At 63.7% G+C, this 20,315-nt stretch carries 16 protein-coding genes; 7 read left to right on the top strand and 9 right to left on the bottom strand.

All coding sequences use genetic code 11. From position 1 onward, the window contains the following. Window positions 1-292: 292 nt before the first annotated feature. Genes ABIE56_RS11985 through ABIE56_RS12000 form a run of 4 tightly spaced genes read right to left on the bottom strand, consistent with a single transcriptional unit; the run spans window position 293 to window position 9,966 of the window. Window positions 293-556, bottom strand: coding sequence for a hypothetical protein (locus ABIE56_RS11985; RefSeq protein ID WP_429244033.1), 264 nt, complete (start codon window positions 554-556; stop codon window positions 293-295). A gap of 2 nt (window positions 557-558) precedes the next feature. Next, complete coding sequence (locus ABIE56_RS11990; protein ID WP_429244034.1) at window positions 559-1,239, bottom strand: hypothetical protein; 681 nt, start codon at window positions 1,237-1,239, stop codon at window positions 559-561. 49 nt (window positions 1,240-1,288) lie between these two features. Continuing rightward, entirely contained in the window at window positions 1,289-1,507 is a 219-nt protein-coding gene (locus tag ABIE56_RS11995; protein ID WP_429244035.1) for a hypothetical protein, read from the bottom strand. Beyond that, window positions 1,507-9,966: a GH36-type glycosyl hydrolase domain-containing protein gene (locus ABIE56_RS12000; RefSeq protein ID WP_429244036.1), complete on the bottom strand. Its 8,460-nt coding sequence runs from the start codon at window positions 9,964-9,966 to the stop codon at window positions 1,507-1,509. Before ABIE56_RS12000 ends, ABIE56_RS11995 begins: the two co-directional genes overlap by 1 nt. A gap of 309 nt (window positions 9,967-10,275) precedes the next feature. On the opposite strand from ABIE56_RS12000, the gene ABIE56_RS12005 reads away from it, so the two are divergent. The 5 genes from ABIE56_RS12005 (at window position 10,276) to ABIE56_RS12025 (ending at window position 12,998) form a co-directional block, all read left to right on the top strand. Then, entirely contained in the window at window positions 10,276-10,464 is a 189-nt protein-coding gene (locus ABIE56_RS12005) for a DUF3606 domain-containing protein (RefSeq protein WP_310046766.1), read from the top strand. 21 nt (window positions 10,465-10,485) lie between these two features. Continuing rightward, window positions 10,486-10,785 (top strand): hypothetical protein, encoded by a 300-nt coding sequence (locus ABIE56_RS12010; RefSeq protein ID WP_429244037.1) that lies wholly within the window; start codon window positions 10,486-10,488, stop codon window positions 10,783-10,785. A gap of 275 nt (window positions 10,786-11,060) precedes the next feature. After that, a complete protein-coding gene (locus ABIE56_RS12015) occupies window positions 11,061-11,687 on the top strand; it encodes a hypothetical protein (protein WP_429244038.1) in 627 nt (208 codons plus the stop codon). Between the two features lie 153 nt (window positions 11,688-11,840). Next, window positions 11,841-12,110 carry a hypothetical protein gene (locus ABIE56_RS12020; RefSeq protein WP_247436455.1) on the top strand — a complete coding sequence of 90 codons (270 nt, stop codon included), beginning with the start codon at window positions 11,841-11,843 and terminating at the stop codon, window positions 12,108-12,110. A 117-nt stretch (window positions 12,111-12,227) separates the two neighbouring features. Next, window positions 12,228-12,998, top strand: coding sequence for a hypothetical protein (locus ABIE56_RS12025; RefSeq protein WP_429244039.1), 771 nt, complete (start codon window positions 12,228-12,230; stop codon window positions 12,996-12,998). A 17-nt stretch (window positions 12,999-13,015) separates the two neighbouring features. On the opposite strand, the gene ABIE56_RS12030 is transcribed toward ABIE56_RS12025, so the two are convergent. Continuing rightward, a complete protein-coding gene (locus tag ABIE56_RS12030) occupies window positions 13,016-13,348 on the bottom strand; it encodes a hypothetical protein (RefSeq protein ID WP_429244040.1) in 333 nt (110 codons plus the stop codon). Between the two features lie 228 nt (window positions 13,349-13,576). On the opposite strand from ABIE56_RS12030, the gene ABIE56_RS12035 reads away from it, so the two are divergent. Next, the gene (locus ABIE56_RS12035; RefSeq protein WP_429244041.1) at window positions 13,577-14,029 is read left to right on the top strand and encodes an acetyltransferase; all 453 of its coding nucleotides are present in this window, start codon (window positions 13,577-13,579) and stop codon (window positions 14,027-14,029) included. Window positions 14,030-14,035: 6 nt separating this feature from the next. Here the strand turns inward: ABIE56_RS12035 and ABIE56_RS12040 are convergent, their stop codons facing one another. After that, on the bottom strand, window positions 14,036-15,262 hold the full coding sequence (locus ABIE56_RS12040; RefSeq protein ID WP_429244042.1) for an MFS transporter: 1,227 nt from the start codon (window positions 15,260-15,262) through the stop codon (window positions 14,036-14,038). Between the two features lie 136 nt (window positions 15,263-15,398). Here ABIE56_RS12040 and ABIE56_RS12045 point away from each other — a divergent pair, with 136 nt between their 5' ends. Next, window positions 15,399-16,016: a TetR/AcrR family transcriptional regulator gene (locus ABIE56_RS12045; RefSeq protein WP_429244043.1), complete on the top strand. Its 618-nt coding sequence runs from the start codon at window positions 15,399-15,401 to the stop codon at window positions 16,014-16,016. Here the strand turns inward: ABIE56_RS12045 and ABIE56_RS12050 are convergent. The 3 genes from ABIE56_RS12050 to ABIE56_RS12060 form a co-directional block, all read right to left on the bottom strand. Continuing rightward, window positions 16,013-17,998, bottom strand: coding sequence for an SPFH domain-containing protein (locus ABIE56_RS12050; RefSeq protein ID WP_429244044.1), 1,986 nt, complete (start codon window positions 17,996-17,998; stop codon window positions 16,013-16,015). The genes ABIE56_RS12045 and ABIE56_RS12050 overlap by 4 nt on opposite strands. Before the next feature lie 397 nt (window positions 17,999-18,395). Further along, complete coding sequence (locus tag ABIE56_RS12055) at window positions 18,396-19,334, bottom strand: hypothetical protein (RefSeq protein WP_429244045.1); 939 nt, start codon at window positions 19,332-19,334, stop codon at window positions 18,396-18,398. A 121-nt stretch (window positions 19,335-19,455) separates the two neighbouring features. Continuing rightward, window positions 19,456-20,247 carry a TOBE domain-containing protein gene (locus ABIE56_RS12060; RefSeq protein WP_429244046.1) on the bottom strand — a complete coding sequence of 264 codons (792 nt, stop codon included), beginning with the start codon at window positions 20,245-20,247 and terminating at the stop codon, window positions 19,456-19,458. Window positions 20,248-20,315: the final 68 nt, after the last annotated feature.

A 20,315-nucleotide genomic window follows, 5' to 3' on the forward strand; every position in this document is an offset into this window, starting at 1 on the left:
AAATCAACCACCTTGCGCGGAGTCGACGCGCCTGGCGATAGAATTACTGACCGACGACGAGGTAAATGGCTAGGCGACACAGTTATTGGCCGACGACAAGGCTCAAGGCATTGCGAAGGCTCGTTTTCAGACGACGCTTCGTATTTGACATAATATACATTATGCGCATACATACGTACGCCTACGCGGGGCCTGGTCCACGCAGAAACTGGCTTCAGAAGGCTCTTCCCCATGGTTGTCGCTAGCTGACATGGTACCGGGCAACTGCGATTGGTCTTTAGGGTGTCTAGCGTCATCGCACCGACTTGACTTGAACAATCACACGGGTGGGTCCGTTCACCGTGTCGACCCACACGACTACCGTGGCGCGAGATCCGCCGATCGTGAGATTGAAGAATCGATCGGCGCCCGAATCCGTCAATGCCACGCAGCCACTGGGAAAGGAGATCTCACATACGGCGATCTGCACAAGATTGTCGAGCTCTGGCACATCCAGCCCCAGGAAAACCTCGGTCTCGCCGTCAACAGCAGCTTGAGTTGCAACACTTGCTCGCACGCTTATCGAGCGCCTCTCACAAGCAACCAGCGCCCAGCCAGACCAGCCCACAGCGGATACGTCGGACAACCGACCAGGGTGCCGATGGCAAGCAGGATGTGTATGACCTGGTTGGCCTTGTCGGTTCCCGGCGGTGCGTGACCGTTATCGGAAATAGGGCCGTGCAGGATGGCCGTGTCCACAAACGCCGCATACCCGATCGGGAAAATACCGATCAGGATGAGCCCTACCCCCGCCACGACACCCAGCCAACGGAGACCCGTCGGCAGCCCGGCGGCATTCCTTTGGCATACGACGATGAGCCATACGCCGAGCGCTCCTTGGGGAATCATGTAGAGCACATCAGCTACGACGCTGGCCGACCCCAGCACCATCAGCGCAACGACCAGGACGAGAAAGACAATGGCCGCAACCGCCCCGCCCCGTCCCGCACCGGGCGAGCGTTGGCGAGCGAGCGCCCCCAGTACGAGCACCAGGGGAATCAGGCAGAGAGACTGGACGATGACCCCGGCGTCATGGCTCCTGAGCAGGATGTGAGCGGTCTGCCGATCGGCGGGCCTCATCACGAGGAACACGATCAGGCATGCAAACGCCGCTAGGCCGATAGCGCCGCTGACGATCGCCAACCAGCCAGCACGGCGATTTCCCGGGCCGGGATCCTCGAAAACAGTCTGCGCGCTCATTCGAGTTCTCCATCGCAATGCTGCGAAAGCCGGTTCAAGCGTGCATTGACTACATCGGCGGCGCAAGCACCCCAGGCCCCCATTCCGCCGCCTTTCGGTGGCGCAGCTGCCTTTCGGTCAGCGTATGGACCTTGCCCATCGCATCGTGAACCCGCGTGGCGCAAGCCTTGGGCTCAGTCGCCGCGGCCCGGTCGTAATCGCGCAGCATGGCTTCGCGAATCTCATGCGGTGTCAGGGTTCCCCGGTCGCTGGGCGGAAGGCTGGCCATCACGCCTCCGTTCCTTGCGCCAGGTAGACACACAACACCTGATGTTCGTGAGCATCATCGGCCAGAGCGATGCTATCGCCATCGACCGAAGCACCATCCAGGGTTAATAAGGCCGTTTCACCCGACCCAGCCCGGCGCAACTCGATTACATAGGTGGCTGCGCCGTGCCGGTAGGTAACGGTGTAGCCCGCCCACCTTGCCGGCACGCAAGGTGCGATGCGCAAGCGCCCCTCGACGAGCGTTACACCCAGGAGCGACTCGAGCAGCAAGCGGTACATCCAGCCCGCTGAGCCCGTGTACCACGTCCAGCCGCCGCGGCCGACATGCGGAGAAACCGCGTACACGTCGGCGGCGAGCACATAGGGTTCGACCTTATAGGTGCTGACGGCGGCTGCATTCGCCGTGTGGCCGGAAGGAAGGATCATCCGGGCCAGGTCCCATGCCTGTTCGGTCTGGCCCAGGCGGGCGAAGGCCATGGTCGCCCATACCGCGGCATGCGTGTATTGCCCACCATTCTCGCGGACACCGGGCAAGTAACCCTTGATGTAGCCCGGGTCCATCGACGTGCGATCGAAGGGCGGATCCAGCAGCTGGATCAGGCGCGCTTTCGGGCGAACCAGGTGGGCATCGAGCGAACGCATCGCCTGGTGGGCGCGTTCGTCACCTGCCCCACCCGAAAGCACCGCCCAGCTTTGCGCCACCGCGTCGATGCGGCACTCGTCGTTGCTGGCGGACCCAAGCGGCGTGCCATCGTCAAACCACGCGCGCAGATACCACTCGCCATCCCAGGCATGCGCTTCGCTGTTCGCGGCAAGCCGGTTAGCCTCCTCGGTGCAGCGCGCGGCGAACGCCTCGTCACCATGTGCTGCTGCTACCGGGGCGAATTCCCGCAGCACATGGATGAGGAAGAACGCCAGCCAGACGCTTTCCCCCTTCCCGCCCTCGCCTACCCGGTTCATGCCATCGTTCCAGTCGCCACTGCCCATCAAGGGCAGCCCATGCGCCCCACGCGGCATCGAGTGCATTAAGGCCCTTACGCAATGCTCATAAAGCGTGCCCCGGGTACCGGAGAGGCGCGGCAGGTCGTAGAAGGACTCCTCGTCGGGCCTAAGGGCGCGCGCTTCGATGTACTCGACCGATTCGTCGAGCACCGCCGTGTCGCTGCTGGCCATGACGTACCGGCTCGTCGCCAGCGGCAACCACAGGAAATCATCCGAGCATGCGGTACGCACGCCCCTGCCGGATGGCGGGTGCCACCAATGCTGCACATCGCCCTCGATGAACTGGCGCGCGGCGCAAATCAGCAGCTGCGCCCTCGCGATCGCGGGCGCCGCATGCTGGGCCGCCATGGAATCCTGCAGCTGGTCGCGGAAGCCGATCGCACCGCCGGACTGGTAATACCCACTACGCGCCCATAACCGGCTCGCGATCGTCTGGTAGAGCAGCCAGCCGTTCGCGAAGATATCGACGGTAGGCTCCGGGCTTTGCACCTGTACCGCGCCGAGCAGGTTACGCCATTGCGCGCGCACCTCGACGAGCTCACGCGCCGCGGCGCCATCCTGGCGATACCGCTGCACCAGTTCACGGGCCTCGTCCTCGCTCGCGCCCATGCCCAGCCGGAATACCACATCACGCGACTCACCGGGCGCGAGGGGGATGCTCACGCGCAACGCGCCACACGGGTCCAGCCCTGCCCCCACCCGGTTGCTCCAGCCCTGCCGGCGCAGGGCCAGTGGCGACGATGCGCGGCCATTGCGCCCGAGAAAGTCGCCACGATCGCCGCCCATCTCCCGGTCAGCGTCGCCCACGTCGAAGAAGGCGATGCGGCCGGGGAAATCGCCGTTATACGCGTTGCGCGCGAACAAGGCGCCCGTCATTGCATCGATATCGGTCACCACGTGCATGGCGTTTTTTTCGCGAACGTCTCCCAGCACCCACTCCACGTACGCTGTCGCGGTAAGCAGAATGGCGTCGGTACCGTGATTGGTGATAGTCAGCACCTGAAACCGGACAGGTGCGTCGCGCGCAACAAACACTTCCAGCCGCGTGGCTACGTTGCGCTCCGTGTGTTCGAACACCGTGTAACCGAACCCATGGCGCGTGGTGTATGAACCCTCCCCGCGCATGGGCAGTGCCGAGGGCGACCAGGCGTGGCCCGTCGCTTCATCGCGCAGGTAGAGGGCCTCGCCGCAGGCATCCTCCACCGGATCGTTCTGCCACGGCGTGAGCCTGCAGCCATGGGCGTTGGCGGCCCAGGTATACGCGCTACCGCTCTCCGAGATGATGCTTCCGAAACCCGCGTTTGCCAGGACGTTGCACCAGGGTGCAGGCGTAGCGGCACCCTGCTCCAGCGTGATCACGTATTCCGTGCCGTCAGCGGAGAACGCGCCGCTGGCTTGCGTGGAGGTCATTACGGGCTCGGGCACACTGGGTGCCCAGCCCGCCGGAGCGGCGATAGCCGGCCGCGGCCCCATGCGATGGCGCTCCATCTGTTCCTGCAGCGAACCCAGCGTATCCACCACCACGATCCGCGCACTCGCCTCCATCACCAGCCTGTCTTCGTACGACAAGGGTTGCGCGGCGCGGATGTACACGCCCCCCGGTCGATCCAGGAGGCTGGCCTCGGCACCTGAGGCGAGCAACCCAATCAATGCATCGTGCAAGGCCTGGCGATAGCCGGTGCTGTCTTCGTTCCAGATCACCAGGTCCACGGCCAGCCCGCGGAGCCGCCAATACGCAGTCGCGCGGATAAGGTCACGCGCGATATCAAGGCGGGCGATGTCGCCGATGCGGAGCAGCACGATCGGCAGGTCACCTGAGACCGCCTGCCCCCAAAGTCCGGACTGCCCGCGCGTGTTCGCCGCGATCAGGGATGGTGCCGCGCGCATGGCCGCATTCGCGTAGATGATGGACGTGGCCATATGCTCGAACAGCTGCGCATCGGCGAGCGTAGCATTGGCCTGGCGCAACGTCACCTGGCTATGCGTCCACGCAAGGTCGAACACGCGATCGCAGAGATGCCGATCCCGGTACTTCTCGATGAGCCGCATGCAGTGGCTGCGCTCGTCGCCGATGCCCGTCACGAAATCGAGGGTAGCCGTCTGTTCGGGTTCGAGCGTGATGCGTACACGAATGGCCACTACCGGGTCCAGGACGGGGCCTGCGGTGCCGGACAACTGACGCATCCCTGCGGAAAGCGCGACCGGATCGGCCGTACTGCGGCCACGGCCGATGAACTGGGCCCGGTCGGTTTCATAGGATATTTCATCGATATCCGCATCGTGGACGGCGACCAGGTGGCACATCCAGGGCGGCTTCTCTGCTGAGGAACGGGCGCGGCGCGTGCATAGCAACGCCTGCACCGACGGCACGATCTCGGTGGTAACGAACAGCTTGCTGAAGGCGGGGTGTGCGGTGTCGCTGGCGGGATCGGCGAGCACCACCTCGGCGTAGCTGGTCAGCTCCACGGTGCGACGCGTCTTGTGGCGATTCGTGATGCGCGTACGCCGAAGCTCGATGTCGTCTTCAGGCGAGACAACAATCTCCGTGTGCGTTTCGAAGCCCCGTTGACGTACCCGGAATTCGGCCCGCGACTCGGCGAAGATTGCTTCGAAGCGCTCGGTCTCGCGCATCACGGGCTGGTAGGCCGTGCTCCAGACCTCGTCATTGGAAGGGTCGCGCAGGTAGCAGAACATGCCGTGATGATCGCGCGTGATGTCCTCACGCCAGCGTGTCACGGCCATGGTGTCACGCCGGCTATAGCCGCCACCTGCGCTGCTCACCATGACGTGGTAGCGACCATTGGAGAGCAATTGCACGGCGGGCCGCGGACGATTCGGGTCAGTAAACAGGCGTAACCGGGTCTCGGGGGCCACCGCCTGCTGCACGCTATCGCCGATGCCCGTGTGCTTGAGGTATTCGCTGGACGAGAAAGGCACCCGTTCCTGCAGCAAGAGGCTCGTGGCCGTCACGTTCGGATCCGATTCGAACCGGCGTCGCATCGGTTGATCGAGCAAGGCATGCCCGATCGCCAATAGCGACATCCCCTGATGGTGGGACATGTACGATTGCACGATGGCTGCGTCCTGGCCGGGCCGCAGGCGCGATGGCGTGTAATCTACCGCTTCGTACAGGCCGTACCGGCCCGCCATGCCCCCATCACTCAGGCGCCAGAGATTCGTGGTGGCCGCCGCGGGCGACACCATCAGTGCGAGCACGGTGGCGTACGGTGCGACGACCAGGTCATCGCCCAGGCCGCGCTTCAACCCCAGGCCGGGTACCCCGAAGGCGCGGTACTGGTAAGTCATGTTCGCATCGACGGCGTTGTACCCGGATTCCGAGACGCCCCATGGCACCCCGCGCTGCTTGCCGTACTCAATCTGTCGCGCAACAGCATTGCGCATGGTTTCGTCGAGCAGGCTCCCTTCGTAGGTCGGCATGACCAGCACGGGCATCAGGTACTCGAACATCGAGCCCGTCCACGAGAGCAGCACGGGCAAGCCCTCCGCCGTCGTCAGCAGGCGCCCGAGCGAGAACCAGCTGGCCTGAGGTACCTGCCCCTGCGCGATCGCCACGAAGGTGGTCAGGCGCGATTCGGAGGCAAGCAGGTCATAGAAGGACACATCGAGCGCATGCCGTTCGAGGTCGTAACCGATGGAGAACAGGCGTCGGTGCTCGTCGTACATGAACGCCTGGTCCATCACGGCGAAGTTCGCCGCGAGAGCCGCGGCGTCCTCCAGCTTGCGGATCTGTGAACGTGCCCGTTCGCCGCGCACGCTGCCTGTTTCCATGGCCAGTTGCGTGAGCGAAGGGATCGACACCGTTCCTTCGACATCGCCGTCCCACCAGGTGGCTTCAGCGACCAGATCGTCACACTGCCCGGTCAGTTGTTGCAGCCAGAAGGCAACGTCATCAGACGGCTCGCTCAAAAGCGAGCCAGGCAGCGCTTCGGCCCGGGCCTGCTGATCCAGCGCGAACTCCCGCACTTCGCCCATCGAGGCCGGCGGTGCATCCAGGGCCGTGGCCAACACCCTGGACCAGGCGCGGAGTTCAGGGGGGCTCGCGAACGACAGTGCCGCATCGAGAACAGCCAGCGTATCGCGCAGCCCGTCTATGGATTCGCGGCGAAACACGGGTTGCTCGGCCAGGCCTAATAGCCCGCGCTGCAGGGTGATGAGGTGGCCGGCAAGGTTGCCGCTATCGACGCTGGAGACATAGCGAGGGTGCAGTGGCTGGAGCGTCTCGGTGTCGTACCAGTTGAGGAAATGGCCACGGTACCGCTCAAGCAAACCCAGGGTCGCCAACGTGGCAGCCGTGCGCTCGAGGACACGGCCGGCGCCCAGGTAGCCGAAATCGTAGGCTGCTAGTCCCGCCAGTAAGCCCAGGCCGATATTGGTTGGCGATGTGCGCCGTGCCACGTGTGGCTGCGGCACCATCTGCAGGTTGTCTGGCGGCAGCCCGTGGTCGTCGGGGCCACCATGCACCTCGAAGAATGCCCAGGTGCGGCGCGCGAGCTGGCGCAGGAACGCAAGGTCGTACGCGGTGGGTACGTAGCGCCGGCTCGTGGGCGACCGGCTAACCCACCACGCGATCACGGGCGAAAGGGCCCACAGCAGCAACCAGGGTAGCGCCAAGGCCATGGCCGACGGCCGCAGCGCGATAAGCGCTGTCGCCACGACGAGGGCAGCCGCAGGGCCCGCCCACAGGGCCGCCCATGGCACACCCCGATGGTTACGCCCCAGCTTTGCCACGACGCTCGATGAGCGCCATTCAAGCAAGTGCCGGCGACTGATAACGACACGCCATACCGACCGAAGCATCGCGTCCAGCCCCGCGTGCGCATCGTGCGGCAGGGAGGCGATCGCCAGTGCAAGGCGCGCCGCATGGTTGCCTAGCGCAGTGACCGCGACGTGCGCCTGTTGTCGCCAGCCGATATCGCGTGGCTTGCGAACCGCATCGATGGCGGCCTGCAACAGGATGGGCAGCAACGCCATGGAAAGCACCGCCAGCGTCCAGGTCACGACCGGCGCGATCGCGAGCCAGCCCGCGATCAACAGGAACACGGTTGCTGCAGGAACGACACTGCGGCGCAGGTTATCGAAGATCTTCCATCGGGAAAGACCCCTCAGGTCATTGCGCCGCCAGCCCGCAGCGGCCGGTACCACGGGAAACAGCCAGGGCAGCAGTTGCCAGTCACCACGCATCCACCGGTGCCTGCGTTGGCTCTCATCGATATATCGATCAGGCATGGCTTCGAACACGAGCACATCACTGAGCAGTGCGGAGCGCGCGACGCAACCTTCGATCAGATCATGGCTCAGTACGCGCTCGGGCCTGAAGCGCCCGGCCATCGCGTGTTCGAAAGCGTCGATATCGTAAATGCCCTTGCCAATGAAGGACCCCTCATGAAAGAGATCCTGGTATACATCGGAGGTGGCTCGGGTGTACGGGTCCACACCCGCGTCGGCACCATAAAGGCGCGCATGAAGCGAGCGCGCCTGGGCTGGCAATGCGATGCCGACACGCGGCTGCATGATGCCGTATCCCGATGTGACGACGTGATCGGCGGCATCGAATACCGGCCTGTTCAAGGGATGATCCATCGCGCCGACCAGCAAATGCGCGGTATCGCGCGGCAGATGGGTATCGGTATCGAGCGTGATGACGTAACGGATGGGCGGCAGATCCTCGATGCGCCCCACGATGAGCTGGAAGCGTTCCCTGCCCTGCCCTCGCAGCAGGGCGTTCAATGCCGCCAGCTTGCCGCGCTTGCGATCGGCGCCGATCCAGCGCTGTTCGGTCTCGCTCCATTCGCGCGGCCTGTGAAGAAGAAAAAACCGGTCCGTTCCACCGCTCGCATATGTCGTGTTCAGGCCGTTCACGCGCTCCAGCGCGTGTTGGAGAATCGCCGCGTCACCCGGCAGCGTCGGCGACCCGGCGTCCGTGAAATCGGTGAGCAACGTGAAGCTCAGCGCGTCGTCACGGTTCGCCAGGAATCTGATCTCCAGCGCGTCTATCAACTCATCCACATCGCCGAACTCACCCAGCAACGTCGGAACGACCACCATGGATCGGGCTTCAGCGGGGATTCCCTCGCTGTAATCCATGCGCGGAAGGCGGTCGGGGCGGGTCAGGAGGGATGTCGCCAGGTTCAACAGCCCGAGCGCGAACTGGCTCGCCAGTATGGCGGCAGCCACCGCCAGTGCCACGAACAGACCTGTCCCGAGGTTCGCGAGCATGCCTGCGCCCATGAGGGCGACCGTGAGAGCGAACGTAACCGTGACCAGCACCGCCATCGAGAGGCGGAACGGCGGCGTGGGCGTCCGGGGAACGCGGCCCTTTGAGCGGGTGGCAGCCATGCCAAGCTGCTGTTTCATCGCCGGCAACCCGTCGCCCTGAAGGTGATAGCCAACGTGACGGGAAAGGCCCTCCGTCACCTGGCTTGCTTCGAGCACGGCGCGCGCGACATGCAGTTCGTCGAGCTTACCCTTCCGCGCGAGCCGCTCGATCCGGTGGCGGTAATCGTCGCGGCTGGCGAAATCCATCCGTGCGTAAACGGCGGCGGGATCAGCGCGCAAGGTGGCCTCAACCAGGCTTGTGCGCTCAACCAGGGTCTTCCAGTCGATCATGGCGAGCATGCGCAGGCTGCCGATGCTGTTACCTATCGACACCTGTTGCGCCGCTTGCTGCTGGGACTCGACCTGGACGAGATAGTCGATGCTCTGGCCGGATTCCGCGAGCCGCTGTTCCACCCAGCCCAACGGCATCGCAAGCGCCGGGCCCTGCCCTTGCAGGCGACGAACGAGCTCGGCAACGAACGGGGCGCTCATGACCGGCGACGAACGCGCCATATCTGCGACGACGAGTACGACATTCTTTGCGTCGTCCGCCGCCATCCGGGTCATGGCATTGGCCCAGCGCGTCGCCCTTCGGCGGCCCGCACGATCCAGGGTGACACGCACGGCAATGCGGCGCAGGTTCTCGATCAGGGCGATGCGCAGCATGATGGGCACAGCCCATAGCTCGCCGAGGTTCAGCGGCGCGACGGACTGATACGACGTGAGGAAACGGGTCAGGCCGGCCTCATCGATGCGGCCATCGCCGTGGGCGATGACCTCCAGTGCGATGTCATAGGCGCGCGGCAGGCCTTTCGATGCCCCGTCGTCGAGCTGCACCAGCTCGCGGCTGTAACCGTTCGGGAAATCCCGCTTTGCCGTCCGGATCTGCTCTTCGATGAGGTACAGGTTATCCAGCAGCCACTCGCCAGCAGGAGTCGTCGCCTCGCCGCGCTCGCTCGCCGCCATGAGGCCGCGACAGGCCTCCAGGATCGTCAGTTCGTTATCGGCAAGGCGTGGCAACAGCCACTCGGGTGCATGCACCCGCGCGATCCGGTGACGGCCAGCGAGTATAGGGCCATGCGCTTCCAGTTGATCCGCGTTGAACAGTTCCGCGCGTATCACGGGTTCACGCTCAATGCGCGCCGAGGTGCGCCGCCGGCGAGCGCCGAGCAGGATCAGGTCCCCGCCGAACGTGGTGCGAGGAGATCCATGGGTTTTGATCCTGCGAGGGGGGTGGCGAACGCCCGGAAACGGCAGTCTCCCCCTCGTTGCGTTACGGTAGCGCGAGGGTCACGTCGCGGCGGGTAGCCGATGCGTTCGAGTCGGCTCGGGTGTTACTAACCGCCCGGGAACACCAAACTACGATCATCGTCACGCCCATGCCGCCATCATCGCCGAAGGATCAACCGCGATCCGGCGCAAGGGGCCCATATGACTGTCATCCTGTTCGAACTGGCGCCGCAGGATCGGATGTGTATCAACGTCGAGCTACGCTCCGATGTCCAGTACTGGACCAGAAAGCTCGCCGTATCCGAGCTCAAGCTGCGCCGGGCCGTAGAGCATGTAGGTACTAACACCTACGATGTCATTGACGAACTACGACGCTGCCGGGTCCATTGACCTGCGAGGGGCGCTCTGAGCATGCCCAGCCTGGAAACAGCCCTGATGACCCACGCCGGCCTGGTGATGGATGCCTCCGCGCTGGATGCCGCCACGCTTAACGGTGATTTTGATGAAGCGCGCTTCCTGGCCATGACCGTTGCGGGCGCCGCAGGCGACGCCGGCTTTCCCGGCATTGCCCAAGCTGCCGCCCACCTGGCCGTAGCCTTGGGGCCGATGGGGCTTCCTCCTGGAATAACGTTTGGTCCGTACCTCGTGCTGCTAGCCGACGCCCTGGATGAGGCGGACCCTCGCCACGCTTGTCATGCACATGGGTCGTGACCGATAAGAGCGAAGCGTGGAAAGCCCTCAATCCTATCGTCCCGAGAAACCTTTCGATAGTGTGAGCGATGTTGTCGGCTCGAACGCGCCGCCACGCGGTAAGGGGGCGAATTGCACGGCACGCGATGCGTGGCCACGGCTCAATTCAATGGCGTCACTGACCAAGAAATCAGGATCGGAGTATGCCCCGGTCTAGGGATTAGTGAGAGTTCGACTCAGGTCCGTCGCTGTGCATATCATTGGGCCCTCTCGATGCGCCGCGGAGCAACGGATCAATGAACCCAGTCCTGGCCAGCGCCGTGTTCGCCGTCGCTGCGGTGCTACCCACGGGACATCCCGGACCTGGCCAACTGCCAAAGAAGCCCGTCGTTCTTCAGTTCGGACCCGGAATAAGTCACGTCAAGCTAGATGGTCAGCCTTATACGCTGGTGTCGGCATGGCGCGATAACGGGAACGCCCATGGTTACAACGTCGTGAACGTGTACGCGGATGGCCCGGTTAGCAACGGCGCAGCCACCCTCGCTGCGGTACCCGTTTTTATCCGTGATCCCACGAACCCCAAAAAGAAACTGCCCGAAGAGCTGGGCCTGACGACGTCAGGCGGTGCGGATTGCACGTTGCACACGTTCCGCATCTTCCATAGCAACGACGCCAAGGGCACCCAACTGGTTATCGCCGACCGTGACTTCGGTACATCGTTTGGTGATACGGAAAAGGTGCACTTCACGTTCTATCGGCTGGTCGACCACTCCGACGATGGTGCTGGTGATGCGCCGCATTCGTTCGACTTCGATCGTGTGGTCGACGCCGCGACGCGCTATTGCGACGTTGATGAGGCACTACAGAAGGAACTCGGCATGCCGACGGTCGTCGGCGCTAGCCTTCCCTGGGCCGGCGAGTGACGCCAACCGGATCTGCCTTGGCCGAAGGCGCCACGGCGAGGCCCCTACGTTCCTGCTCCTGGCCCTTAGGCGTAAGCGCCTCCATCGGTACCAAGAACGGCATAGACCGACCGATGGATCCCGCCACCATGCGAGCAGCCGTACGCTGCAGGCATGGACGTCATAGATGAAGAACGCCAACTTGCCCGCGCCCAAATGGCGATGGATGCCATGGCAATTGGTCATGCCCTCCTTGATAGCGATGTCGACGAGGCCCGATTCCGCACGCACTTGGTGCACGGGGTGGCGTCGCGCCACGGCTTCGTCCAGATAGCTGCCGCGGCCCATGGCGTTAGCAGATTGCTATCCCGGTCAGAAGTAACCGTCATACCGGGCATCGGGCGAGCCCTACTGGCATTACTCGGCGCCATCGACCGGGTTTGACATTCGCGAACGCCGTCCAGCTAACATCCAGCCAGCGACGCACTTCAGGGTGTCGATTTCCAGCCTGCTCATTCGACGCCTACATGTGGCGACCTCCGCCATCCAGGAGAACCCCGAATGAACATCCATTCCGCCCCGTTACGCCCCGGCATGGCCCGAATTGGCCAACTCGGCCGCGCCGCCGCCTGTTCCGCGTCGCTCCTTTTTGCCCTGGCCGGCGCGCCACTCCACGCCAAAGACAACCCCGGCATGGCCCCCGTCGACGCCTACCTGATGGACAAGGCGGCGGAAATCAGCCTGGCCAGGAGTGCCGCCCCCGAATCCATTTCAAAGGACGCCACGGTCCTGGTGCTAACCCGCAAGGGCTATGAAACGGCGGTGAAGGGAACCAACGGCTTCGTCTGCTACGTGGGCCGCGGCTTTGGCGGCGCCCCTGACTGGCCAGAACGCTGGGACCCGAAGATCCTGGCCGCCGCGTGCGACAACCCGCCCGCGGTACCCACCATGACGGCGCTGCTCAAGCTCCGCACTGCCCTTACCCTTGCCGGCAAGACCGATGCCGAAGTCATGGATCGCATCAAGGCGGCACTGCGCAGCAAGGAAATTCCCCCGCTCCAGGCCGGCGCCATGTGCTACATGATGTCGAAGAACGCGTATCTATCCGCGCAAGGCGACCACAACATGGCGCACGTGATGTTCTACGTGCCCGCCAAAGATGGAACGACATGGGGTGCGAACTTGCCAGGCTCACCCCTGATCGGCGGGAACTACTGGTACCTGCTTCCGGGGCATGAGGCCGATGCCGCCGCCCTTCCCCCTATCTCAGTGCTTCTGCTGGCAACAAGCACGTATTCGGACGGTACACCGGTAACGCCACACGCCATGTAGGAATCAAAGACGCATTGTCAAAGGAGGACAGTTACGCCGGACGTGGTCCGCGACTTGACGTCGTAGGTGCAACGAAACGTAAACGTTTGTGCCTGGCTACCCGCACCGGCGAAGCTTCCCTCACCCGCCACATCCACCCGGTTCTCACCGGACACGGAAGCACTGGTATGGGTCACCTTGACGCTACCGGCCGATGGCATGCGTGAGCGGACCTCCTGGTTTGCCGCATCACTGCAAGCGCCAACGGCAAAAGGATCGACGACCTGGTGATCACGGGCGTCGAACGATGACCATTGTGCCCACGCAGTCATGGGCACCGATAGCGCCGAAACCACCCATAACGCTCTCATGCCGGTCTCCCGTCAGCGTACGGACGGCTCCACGCTCGCCCACCCGACGTCATGAACAGCCGAACGTCCCGTGAAGACACCCATGCATGGTGTGATCACACGTACTCGTGGTAGCCGATGTATCCAACGACTAGAATCAGCGCCCCTGCAATGATTGCCCACGGTCCCGTCATGTTGGCACCCCCTCCTTAGAGCGGCGGAGACTACCAACCCTGGAAATGGAACGTCATGACCCAGATTCGCCCCGCCGCACCGGCTGACAGCGCCGCCCTGCTCGCCCTTTGGCTGCGCTCCGTCCGTGCCACACACACGTTCCTGAGCGAAGCCGATATCGAAGCACTCATCCCCGCCGTGCGCGATGGCGCCCTGGTGATGCTGGAGGTCTGGGTACTGGCCGATGAAAACGGCCAGCCACTGGGCTTCATGGGCCTGGACGACACAAAGCTCGAAGCCCTCTTCATCGACCCCGCCCATGCCGGCCACGGTGGCGGCAGCGCGTTGATCGCGCATGCCCTCACACTCAAGGGCCCCCTGAGCGTCGATGTGAACGAACAGAACCCGGACGCCCTTGGCTTCTATAGGGCGAAAGGTTTCGAGATCACCGGCCGCTCGGAAACGGACAGCGACGGCCGTCCGTTTCCGTTGATCCACCTGGCGATGTTGCCGACCACGGGCAACTGATCGGCCTCACCCCACGGGATCGAGCTGGGCATCGCCATCGGTGTTTGCATCCTCGATGCGCCCGAATTGCATGATCAGGAAACCGGTGGCGATCGAAGCCACGGCCGCACCGATCAGCGTCGTTGGCAAGCCCACGGTATCGACCGCACGGCCGCCCACGAACGCACCCATCGCGAAACCCATCTGCAGGATAGAGACAAACACCGCACTGGCGCTTTCCAGCTCCTTGGCCGCCGCACGGGCCATGAACCCCTGGGTGGCAATGGGCAGGGCGCCAAACGCGAAGCCCCAGGCCAGCACAGCGATCGACGCCACCATCTGCGACTGACCGCCCAGCGTCAGCAAAAGAATGGAAAGCCCCAGGGCCGCGGCGGCCCCTGCGTAGGTCACGCGCGGACCGCGATGCGACAACGCCCCGCCGACGAAGTTGCCGACGAAGCCTGCGACGCCGTAACCCAGCAACAACGAGGAAAGCCACGCCGGTTGCATCTTCGTGACGTGCTCGAGGAACGCGCCCATGTACGTGTAGGCAGCGAACTGGCCGGCGAAGGCGAGGAAGCAGGCAAGCAGGCCAAGCCGCGCGCTAGGAATGCGGAAGATGCTTGCCAGGTGCCTGACCGTGACGACTTCGGACGGGGGAAGCCGCGGCAGCAATACGAGCTGCGCCACGAGTACGACCGCGCCAAAGGCGGCAACACCTTCGAACGCGGCACGCCAACCGAAGGCACTTCCGATCAGGGCGCCGGCAGGTACGCCGACAACGGAGCCGAGCGAGATGCCGGCGAAGATGATCGCGCTGGCCCTCGCCACGGAAGCGGCCGGTACGATCTTGGCCGCGACAATGCTGCTGATCGCCCAGAACGCACCGACATCGATGCCAAGGAGCACGCGCCCGAACAAGGCGACACTCAGGCTGGGGGCTAGCGCGACCACCAGGTTCGACAGCATCAACAATGCACTGAGCAGGCAAAGGATGATGCGCCGGTCCATGCGCTTCGCACCGAGCATGACCGCCGGCGCGGCGATCGCGGCGGCAAACGCAGGCACGGTCATCATCAGGCCCGTGGCGCCCTCGGGCGCGCCGAAATCCGCTGACATGCGGGTAATCAAGCCCACGGGGATGAATTCGCTGGTCACCAGGGCAAACGTGCCAAGGGCGACGGCGCCCACAGCCAGCCACTCACGCAGGGCGGCCTGCGGCCCGATAACGGGCCGGTCAGAAAGAGAAGACATCGGATTTCCAGTAAAAAGCGCACCCGCGTAGCGGTGGCGTATAGTTATGTAGCGATGACTACACAAGGTAGGGGCGCCCGGCCCCGGCGTCAAGAAAAATCTGTATTATTTGCTACATAACCAGCGGAGATGAGAGATGGCGGGTGGCAGGCCGCGAGGCTTCGACATCACAACAGCACTGAACCAGGCGATCGATGTATTCATGGCAAAAGGCTACGACGGCGCGACGCTGTCGGACCTCACCGGTGCGATGGGTATCAATCCGCCGAGCTTCTATGCCGCGTTTGGCAGCAAGGAAGGCCTCTTCCGCCAAGCCATCACCTGCTACGAAGAGGAGCGCGGTGCCCTGCTGAAGGGCGCACTCCTTGCTCCCACCGCCGCCGAAACCGTCGAGCGCTTCCTGCGTGACAGCGTCGAGGACCAGATCCGCCCGGATCGCGTCCACGGGTGCCTGTTCATCCAGGGCGCGCTCGTCTGCGGAACGCAAGGCGAAGGTTTGCGCGAGCCGCTTGCCCAGGCGAGGCTCGCTGGCTATGAACCCCTCGCCGAGCGATTCAGGGCCGCACAGGGCACCGGGGAGATCGCAGCAAACATCGATCCCGATGCCCTGGCCCGTTACGTATGCGCCGTCGTCCATGGCCTTGCGGTGCAGGCGGCCAGCGGCGCGTCACGCGAACAGATGACCTGCGTGGTCAAGATGACGTTGCGGGCATGGGCCGCCATGACCAGCAACGTCACCGTTCCGTCGACTTAAGCGTTAGCCAGCCCCTTCCCTTCCGGCGCGCCGGCATCCACCCGCTCGGCCAGCAACGAACTCGCCAACTGGATGAGCGAACCCAGCCCATTCGCACCACCTTCGCCACCGCCCAGCGAAATCTTGGGAACGATCGCGATCTGCCCATCGCGGATGGCTTCGGCGAACTGTGCACCCAGCGTATTGATCAACTGCAGGCGTGCGCCCTCCCCGGTCAGCGCCTGTGACTTCGCCTGGATGGCTTCGGCCTCGGCCTTACCCACCGCGGCAATGGCGGAAGCGCGACCGTCACCTTCCGCCGTGAGGCGGCGGCGCTCGGCGTCGGCATCGATGCCGATCACGTTCGCGCGCTTGGTCGCCTCGACCACGTTGGCGTCACCCACGTTCTTCTTGATCTCGATATGGATCATGGAATTGGTCAGTTCGGCCTGGATATCGGTCTTGGCGCGAGCCTCACGCAGCGAGCGTTCCTTGGCCGCTGATTGTTCCTGCAGCTCGTACGTGGCCACCTGTTCGATCGCGACCTGGCGATCACGCAGCTGGTTCAGGATCGCATCGATGCGGGCACCCGAGGCATTCCCGGTACTGCCATGCGGCGTGCCGATCAGCACCTCCTGCAGTTCCAGGTTGTACGCCGCGAAGCGACCCATCATCTCCACGCCCGCCACCTGCTGGATCTCGGCGCGGTTCTGGATAAGCTCGATGAGGGTCTTGGTCTGGCCAATGTTCTTGAAGTAAGCACTGACCATCGGGTCGAGGGTCTGGTCGACCAGGCGCTTGATGTCACCGAAGCGCTGCACCACCAGCGGTGCCTTGCGGTAGTCGATATGCACGACCACCGAGAGCGGCAGCAGCGGTTCGAAGGCGTCCTTGGTGATCAGCGAGACCTCGGAAAGGTTCTCGTCGAACTTGTGCAGGTCGGTCACTTCCGGCGTCCACTTCAGGATGAAGTTGGTCGTCGGCACCAGCTGGATCTTGCCCGCGTACGTGTTGAAGGCGTACTTGCCGGGCAGCAGCGGCTCCTTCCATACACCGCGGCACGAGCTGTCCACGAGCTCGCCGTGGGAATAGCCTTCGCCGGAGCGATCCGTACCAATCGTACCGATATAGGAAACGACCACACCAACGAAGCCCACCGGCACCACGGTCTTGGCGATGTAATCCACCGTCGCGAACAGGCGATTGATGTAATACGTGCCCTCGACCAGCACCTGGTGCTGGCGGCCACGGTTACCGCCGGCGCGCAGGAACGCATCGATGTTCTGGAAATTGTTGTGGAAGGTCGGCTTGTCAGCCGCATCCTGGCCCACGCGCGGGGCGACGATTTCATCTGGCGGCAGCACCGGGCCATCGTGCACGGTCACCACGCCGAGCATGTCGTTGCTGGTGTCATCGGCCTGCGCGGAGGCGTTCTCGCGGCGTCCGCCGATGATGACGGGCTGGAAGCCACCGCGCTCCTGCAGCACGCTGCCCATGTGGTCGATGGTGCCGCGCTCATCCTCCGAGAGCAGCAAGCCATGCACGCGCGAAGCCGTGATGATCGCGAACTGCGCCACGTTGATGGCGTAGGTACCCTCGCGCAGCACGGTGCGCTGCGGGCCCTTCTGGCCACCATTGCGCAGGAACGCGTCGACATCCTCGATACCCGTCGGCACGGTACGGCCCAGCGCCTGGCCTTCTTCCAGGTCGTGGCCATCACGGGCGAACACATAGCCAATCTCGCCCTGGGGAATGGTGACCAGGTCGACCTTATGCACACGCCACTGGAACGGAAAGAAATAATGCAGGCCGCCGCGCAGGACGGTCGGCTGATAGCCCACTTCGCCATTCAACGCGATAAGCCCCCGGGTCACCGAAGGAGCACCCCATAGCCGCTCGACCACACCGACACGATCATTGGGGATATAGACAATCACATGGGAAACAACAACGAGCACGATCAGTACGACAACGGCAACTGCAAGCGCAATTAGCCAGGTCATGGCTGGATGTCCTTATGGAGTAAGTAAGCCCGGCACGATGCCGGGGAAGCACTGCGTACAAAAACTCAGGGCGCAAACGCCCATGCCGCGCCCTACAGGGCGGATAAGAATCAAGAGAGTCACGGTCAGACGTCCGGCGGCTTACGCTGCAGGGGAGTCGTTAGAAAGAATGGACGCGGGCTCTGTGCCAATCCGGTCGCCAAACGCCATGGGGCGTTGCGTTCCGGCACTGAATTACTTCGTGGGCGGCATGGCGGTGGGGTCTCAGGAAACGCGGTTGCGCGTAACGTGGTGCGCAACATACGCCGACGCCCGGTGATACACAATCACACCGGGCATCAGCGGTGCGCGACGACATTCCGCCTATCGGATTCTTAACGTCGCGCGGTGAACATCATCAGGGTGTCAGGCCTGCGGAAATGGCGTTTGCATAGCCTGCAGAGAGCGTCCCGCCGTTATAGGTCTTGCCGGCGACATCATCGTAAAGCCACAGGAACGCACCGGTAATACCGCACTGCCCTTCCCAACCGGCGATCTTGGTTTGCGTAGATGGCACCGAGAGGCCGCCGGATACGGTGGTATCGGCTACGCCCGGGTAAACCGGCACGCCACCGAAATTCCAGCCCGAGCACGGGTTGTTACCCGAGCCACCGGAATACGCCTGCAGGTGCACGCCATCGATAGTGCCGGCACGTTGTGCATTCACCTGTGAGACGACACCGGTCCAATATGACGCATTGGTGTAGGCATCCGGCATGACGTGGTAGCCGAGTTTGCCGAGCATGACCGAGAAGCTCACGGTGGATGCCGTGTCGTAGCTGTTCTCGTCATCCAGGTCGATCGCGTCAATCGACGGAATCGCCGCCTTTAGCGCCTGGAAATTGCGATAGAGAATGCCCGACGTGCCAACGCCACCGTTGGCGCCCGTATCGTTGACCAGCGACTTGATGTGCTGGAAATCGCCGATGTTAGACGAGCCGATGCTGAAGGTGATGCGCTTCACGCCAGCGGCTTTCAGGCTCGCCAGCGTATTGGGAAAGCCCGCGTGGGTCTGGTCGCCGATATAGCTTCCGTTCGATACGATCGGGAATTCGCCGTTGAGGTTCAGGTCGCCATTGGCTGCGACTTCAACACTCCACACGATCACCTCATCGAAGCCGGATTGGCTGAGTTCGGGCAGGCTTGCACTTTGGTTCTTGTAGATCGGGCCACCCGTGAAGATGCCCACGTAGCCGGTGGATGCAGCAAATGAGGGCTGGGCACCGAGCATGCCCGCCGCAGCAAGGGCCAGGGCGAGCACGGTCTTGCTACGGTTGAAGCGAATCGAACTCAGCATGTCGCAGGTCTCCGTTGGGGTCGTCAGAAACGCATGGGATGAGTTAACTCATCCATGCTGGCGAGCCCTGCCATGAAACGGTGTGACCTGTTCGGCAAAACGTGTTGCCGAATATCGCTACTTAGTCTGTGACACCCACGATGACAGAAGCGGCATCGAAGATCGCGAGTACCGCCATGCCTTCCACAAGCCCGAGGCTTTCTGCGCTGTCCTTGGTGATGATGGACGTGACCGTTCCGCCACCTTGGATATCCACGCTTACTTCGGTATTCACCGCGCCAGGATGAATGCGCGCAACGGTACCTGGCAGTTGATTGGATGCGGAGAGGCGCCCTTCCCCGGGAAGACCAAGGATGATCCAGCTCGCCTTGATCAGCGCGATCACGGGGCGGCCCGGGGCAAGCGCGAGGTTATCGGTACTTTCGCGCGTCACCGTGGCGACGAGCGTGGCACCGCCGGTGGTGCGAATGGTGATGCTGTCGTTCACCGCGCCCTGCTGGACACGATCGACGACGCCGGCAAGCTGGTTGCGCGCACTGGTTCGCATGGTGAGGTGCCTTAATAGGTGGATGTCGCTGGTGGCCTCGTCGCCGAGGGATGCCAGGTGCTCGACGAACTGGCGATGAGCCGATTCGATGCTGCGAAAGGAAACGATGAGCCGTTCGGCACGCGGGGTCAGCGTGGCACCGCCTCCGCCCTTGCCGCCCGTGGCACGCAGGACCAGGGGTTCGCCGGCCAGCTGGTTCATGGCCTCGACGGCATCCCAGGCGCCCTTGTAGCTCATGCCCACCGCCTTGGCGGCTGCCGTGATCGACCCGGTTCGGGCGATCTGGAACAGCAGCTCGACACGGTCGGGCCCACCCCAGCGGCGCGCGCCATCCGTGAGCCATAAGGAGCCTTCGTAATGCAGCATGCCGTCGCCATCCGGGAGGTTCCGGCGAGTCTAGCCTTGGCGCTGTAGGCCCGGCCAGACCGGCAGCA

The sequence above is a fragment of the Luteibacter sp. 621 genome, from assembly GCF_050435445.1.
Lineage (GTDB): Bacteria > Pseudomonadota > Gammaproteobacteria > Xanthomonadales > Rhodanobacteraceae > Luteibacter.